Genomic DNA, 3,743 nt, shown 5'->3' on the forward strand with positions numbered 1-3,743 from the left:
ATGACAGCACCAGGAATTGCGACGGTACCAGGCCTGGGGCGGGCCGCTCGCGCAGCGCGCGCAGGCGCAGCAGCGACTCCTGCCGCAACTCGGCCAGCAGGGCTGCAGCAGTCTTGGCAGCGGCATCCGGAACGTCGCCGGGCGTGCGGACAGGGCGTGTAAAGCCGGCCAGCAAGTCGCCGTAAACCAGTTGGGCCAGCTGGAAGTTGGGGTGGTCCTTCACGAGGCCTTCGGCCTTGCGCAGGGCTTCGCGCGAATTCGCCTGGCCGATCAGTTTGTAGATTTCAATCAGCCGGGCTTCCGCTTCGCCGCCGCGCGCCTCATGCGGGGCGGGGGCTTTTGCCGGGGCGGGCCGCTTGGTTGTGTGCGCGCGGGTTTCGGCCCGCGCAGGCGAAAAGGCCAGCGCCAGGCACGGTGCGATGAAGAGAAGCGTTGCGGCCGCTTTTTTCATGCGGGCTTCCACGAAAGTTTGCCGGCCAACACAGACGGACAGGAACAGGCTGAACAATGCACTTGGGTCAGGCCGGCCGCCAGCGATCAGCCGCCTGTGGATTCCTTGACGATGACCCAGCGATCACCGGCCTTGGCCATCTCCAGCGTCTTGCGGCTGGAAATATTGATGGAGTCGGCGCTGTAGTCCTGCTTGAACCTGGCCGTGGCCTTGGCGCCCTGTACGGCGATGGCCAGGTCGGAGAGCTTGACGCTGATGCGCGACTTGCCGACGATGCGCGCGCGGCGGTCTTCTTCCCAGGCCTTGCGTGCCTGCTTGCCGGGCGGCGCAAAGTTCTGGCCGTAGCTGCTGAGGTAGCCGTTCATGTCCTTGTCGGACCAGGCCTGGGCCCAGCTGCGCACGGCTGCTTCGACTTCTTTTTCGGTGCCTGCGACGGCAGCCGGTGCTACGGGTGTTGCCGGCGGCGCGGCAGGAGCAGGCGCTGCGGCCACCGGGGCTGCCGGCGCTGGCTTGGCAGCCGCTGCGGGAGCCGCAGGGGCCGTTGTGGCCGGGCCAGACGTCGGTGCGCCGGCAGCCGGCTTCGTCGGGCTTTTTGATTCGGCGGAGAACAGGGTGCGGATCAATGCCAGCTTGGGCGGAACGGCAGCGTTGCCGCCGTCGAGTTGCAGGGCCTTGCTATAGGCCTGGCTGGCGAGCCTGGCGTAGACGTCGCCCAGGTTTTCATGTGCGGTGGCGTAGCTGGGGTTGGTCCGGATCGCCATTTCAAGCGCCGCCCGGGCCTTGTCGAACTGGCTCTGGCCGGCATACAGCACGGCCATGTTGTTGTAGGGCTCAGGCAGCTCGGGGTAGTCTTCGGTGATTTTGGTGAAAGTTGCGATGGCCTCGTTTGTCTTGCCGGTCTCGGTCTGGATCACGCCCTTGAAGAAACGCATTTGCGGGTCGCGCGGCTTGCCGGCGAGGTACTGGTCAACCTTGGCCTGCGCCTCGGCATACTGGCCGGCACGCATCAGGCGGCTGACGTCGGCGTAGTCGTCGGCATGGGCCACGGACACCGACAGGGTGACCGCCACGGCCAGCATGCGCAGGGAGGCGGACAGCGGATTGCGTGTAAGGAAGTTTGGCGTGGGCATGGCACTCTCGCGATTTGTTTTAAAGCCCCCGGTGCTGTTTTGGCAGCCGTTGGGCGGAAAGTCAACATAAACAGCCAGGCTTTTCAGGGCGCCCCGGGAGCCGCTGAACGTTGTCGGACGGGCTGGATATACTGGGCGATTGTAACTGAGGGGGGTATAGTTCATGGCCCCCAGAATTCCGTACTTTCCGTTTTTATCGCACGTTTTCGCGTGTACGCCGAATGGCCCTTGCCCGCCTGCGGCGTCCGTGAGATAAAGCTTCTTTCCTTTGCCTGACCACCGGCTGCTTCCGGCCGATGCCAGGCCCCCGCAGCATAATTTTCATGAGCCTTCGCATTTACAACACGCTGTCGCGTGCCGTGGAAGAATTTTCCCCGCTTGATCCCGGCCATGTGCGCATGTATGTGTGCGGAATGACGATTTACGACCTCTGCCACATCGGCCATGCGCGCATGATGATGGCGTTCGACGTGGTGCAACGCTGGCTCAAGGCAAGCGGCCTGAAGGTTACGTATGTGCGCAACATCACCGACATCGACGACAAGATCATCAGGCGGGCGGTTGAGCGCGGCATCACCATCCGCCAGCTGACCGACGAGATGATCGCGGCCATGCACCAGGATATCGGCGCGCTGGGCATAGAGCCTCCATCGCTGGAACCCCGTGCGACTGAGTACGTGCCGCAGATGCTGGGCATGATTGCCACGCTGGAGGAAAAAGGCCTGGCCTACAAGGGCTCCACCGGTGACATGAATTACGCGGTGCGCAAGTTTCCCGGCTACGGCAAGCTCTCGGGCAAGTCGCTCGACGAGCTGCGCGCCGGCGAGCGCGTGGCTGTGCTCGATGGCAAGGAAGACCCGCTCGACTTTGTGCTGTGGAAAAGCGCCAAGCCCACCGAACCCGACGACGCCAGGTGGGACAGCGCCTATGGCCCCGGCCGTCCAGGCTGGCATATCGAGTGCTCGGCCATGTGCCGCGGCACGCTGGGCGAGACCTTCGACATTCACGGCGGCGGCGCGGACCTGCAGTTCCCGCACCACGAAAATGAAATCGCCCAGAGCGAGGCGGCCAACGGGAAGCCGCTGGCCCGCTTCTGGGTGCACAACTGTTTTGTGCGCGTCGACAACGAGAAGATGTCCAAGTCGCTGGGCAACTTCTTCACCATCCGCGAAGTGCTCGCCAAATACGATGCCGAAACCGTGCGGTTTTTCATCGTTCGCGCCCACTACCGCAGCGCCTTGAATTACAGCGACGCCCACCTGGACGATGCACGCAACTCGCTCAAGCGGCTTTACACGTCGCTGGACCTCGTCAAGCCCGCCGCGCTGCCGACCGACTGGGCCCACCCGTTTGCGCAGCGCTTCAAGTCGGCCATGGACGAAGACTTCGGAACGCCGGAGGCCGTGGCTGTGCTGTTCGAGCTGGCCGGTGAAGTCAACCGGACAGGCTCTGCCGAACTCGCAGGGCTGTTGAAAAACCTGGGCGGCTGCCTGGGCCTGCTGCAAGGTTCGCCCGGAGCCTACCTCCAGGCCGGCGCCGGCCTGGACGACGCCAGCATCCAGCTGCTGATCGCGCAGCGCGCAGCCGCCAAGCTGGCAAAAGACTTCGCCGAAGCCGACCGTATCCGCAAGGACCTGCTGGCCAAAGGCATTGTTTTGAAGGATTCGCCCAGCGGCACCACCTGGGAGGTGCAATCGTGAGGTTCTGGACGGCTCTTTCACCCTGTTTTTCAAGCCATTCAGGCCCGCAGCCCAATATGGACGTGCGCAAGCAGCTATGAAAAAGATAGTGAAAAGCGGCCCGGCCAGCGCTGAGCTGGCCGACGTTCCCGAGCCGGCCACCACGGTGCCCGAGTATTGGGCCGATGCCTGCAAACACCTGGTCAAAAAAGACCGCGTGATGAAGCGGCTGATTCCCCTGTTCGGCGACGCCTGCCTGCAAACGCGCGGCGATGCCTTTGGTACTCTGGCGCGCAGCATCGTGGGCTAGCAAATTTCGGTCAACGCGGCGCAAAGTGTCTGGGCCAAATTTTCGGCGCTACCCAAACAAGTGACGCCTGCCAACGTGCTGCGCCACAAAGTTGACGACATGCGCGCAGCAGGGCTGAGCGCCCGCAAGGTCGAATACCTGGTGGACCTGGCGATCCACTTTGATGCCGGCAC

Annotated in this window: 2 protein-coding genes and 2 pseudogenes; 2 read left to right on the top strand and 2 right to left on the bottom strand. The window is 63.7% G+C overall.

Translation table 11 applies throughout. From position 1 onward, the window contains the following. Window positions 1-451, bottom strand: a pseudogene (locus tag AC1DWI_RS16355) (L,D-transpeptidase family protein); the annotation flags it as partial. Window positions 452-537: 86 nt separating this feature from the next. Continuing rightward, window positions 538-1,581 carry a L,D-transpeptidase Cds6 family protein gene (locus AC1DWI_RS16360; protein WP_477668987.1) on the bottom strand — a complete coding sequence of 348 codons (1,044 nt, stop codon included), beginning with the start codon at window positions 1,579-1,581 and terminating at the stop codon, window positions 538-540. A gap of 323 nt (window positions 1,582-1,904) precedes the next feature. Here AC1DWI_RS16360 and cysS point away from each other — a divergent pair, with 323 nt between their 5' ends. After that, window positions 1,905-3,281: a cysteine--tRNA ligase gene (gene cysS, locus AC1DWI_RS16365; protein ID WP_477725224.1), complete on the top strand. Its 1,377-nt coding sequence runs from the start codon at window positions 1,905-1,907 to the stop codon at window positions 3,279-3,281. Between the two features lie 76 nt (window positions 3,282-3,357). After that, window positions 3,358-3,567: pseudogene (locus AC1DWI_RS16370) on the top strand (DNA-3-methyladenine glycosylase 2 family protein); the annotation flags it as partial. Window positions 3,568-3,743 lie beyond the last annotated feature (176 nt).

The sequence above is a fragment of the Polaromonas sp. P3_C2 genome, from assembly GCF_056402675.1.

Excerpts from the sequence above, each read along its gene's own strand:
- cysS (WP_477725224.1), top strand. The coding sequence starts at position 1,905 with ATGAGCCTTCGCATTTACAACACGCTGTCGCGTGCCGTGGAAGAATTT.
- AC1DWI_RS16360 (WP_477668987.1), bottom strand. The coding sequence starts at position 1,581 with ATGCCCACGCCAAACTTCCTTACACGCAATCCGCTGTCCGCCTCCCTG.